The following is a 1,531-nucleotide window of genomic DNA, read 5'->3' as shown; positions in this document are numbered from 1 at the left end:
GTTCACCGCGCCGAGCCGCCGCCGTCACGACGTCGCACCACGCCCGCGCGCGCTGCTGCGTGCGGTCGACCTCCCCGACCGCCGCCACCAGCTCGTCGGTCGAGACCAGGCCGGCCAGCGCGTGCACCCGCCACCGGGCGTCGGGCACGCGCCGCGCCCGCGCGGGGTCCGCCGCCGCCCGCGCGACCGCGGCCAGGGCCCGTGCCCGGTGGTCGGGGTCGTCGATGCCCGCCGCCAGCGCGTCGGCCCGGTCCGGGTCGCCCCGCTCGGCGAGCACGCGGGCCAGGTGCGCCAGGGCGCGCCCCCGTGGCGCCGCGTTCCGGGCGGACCGCGCCGCGCGCTCGGCGCGGTCCGGGTCGCCCCGGTCGGCCAGCGCGACGGACCAGGCGGCCAGCACCTCGGCCCGCTCGTACTTGTGCCGCACCGCGTCGAACAGCGGGCGCACCAGGTCGAGGCACCGCTCCACGTCGCCGCCCGCCCGGAACAGCGCCCGCGCCCGCCAGTGCGGGTCGTCGATGGTCGAGGCCAGCGCTTCCGCCCGACCGGTGTCCCCGGTGTCCGCCACGACCGCGACCAGGCCGGTCAGCGCACGGGCGCGCAGGCTCGGGTCGTCCAGCGAGCGCGCCAGTGCCTCGGCCGTGCCCACGTCGCCCGCCGCCGCGGCCGCGCCGAGCACGGTGACCACCACCTCGGGCCGGGGGCGCACGTCCGCCAGCCGCGCGGTGCGCTCGGCCTCGGACGCCAGCACCTCGGCGCGACGCGGGTCGCCCGCGTCGGCGACGGGCAGGACCAGGGCGGTGAGCGCCTCGGCCCGCAGGCGCGGGTGGGTGGTACCGCGGGCGATCGCCTCGGCCTGCGCGAGCCGCCCCTCCCGCGAGAGTGCCCGCACCAGGATGATCCGCGCCTTGGCCTGGTGGGAACCGCGGCGCAGGCGGCGGGCCAGGCGCTCCGAGAGCGCCAGGTCGCCTTGCGCGATCGCGGCGACGACCTTGTCGAAGCGGGTCTTGCGGTTGTCACCGCGCGACCGCCGCGCCCTCCTGACCTCCGGCGGGGCGTCCAGGACGGCGGGGTGGTCGCCGGACCGGGACAGCCGCCGCCTCGCCAGGCTCGTCCGGGGCCCGCTCGGGTGGGCCGACCGGGCGATCGCCTCGGCCCGCGCCAGGTCGCCGGTCGCGGCCACCGCGCGCGACACCGCGAGCAGGACGCGCGTCCGCTGCGCCGCGTCCGGCAGCACCCAGGCCAGCGCCTCGGCCCGCGCCCAGTGCCCGAGGCGGACCCAGGCCACGGGCAGCTCGGCGGGCACCAGGAAGTTGCGGTTGACCAGCTCGCCCCGGTAGATCCCGAGCCGGATCGCGGCCAGCGGGTCCGGCTCGGCCTGGGCGCACAGGACCTCCCGGGCCGTGGCCACCTCGGTCAGCGCCGCGCTGTCGCCGCCGGTCAGGTCGGACATCCGCGCGTGCCGGGCCCGGTCGAGCGCGCAGCGGGTCAGCCGGTCCACCTCGCCGGTCTCCCGCAGCAGGCGGAAGTAGCC

General features: G+C 80.1%; 1 protein-coding gene. It reads right to left on the bottom strand.

The features are described 5' to 3' along the window. On the bottom strand, positions 1–1,531 hold a 1,531-nt coding region (locus tag ACFV4N_RS35905; protein ID WP_499677119.1), incomplete at both ends, for an ATP-binding protein.

The sequence above is a fragment of the Actinosynnema sp. NPDC059797 genome (assembly GCF_042732085.1).
Lineage (GTDB): Bacteria > Actinomycetota > Actinomycetes > Mycobacteriales > Pseudonocardiaceae > Actinosynnema.
The sequence above is the reverse complement of the archived record's forward strand: the minus strand, read 5'-3'. Positions and strand labels throughout refer to the sequence as shown.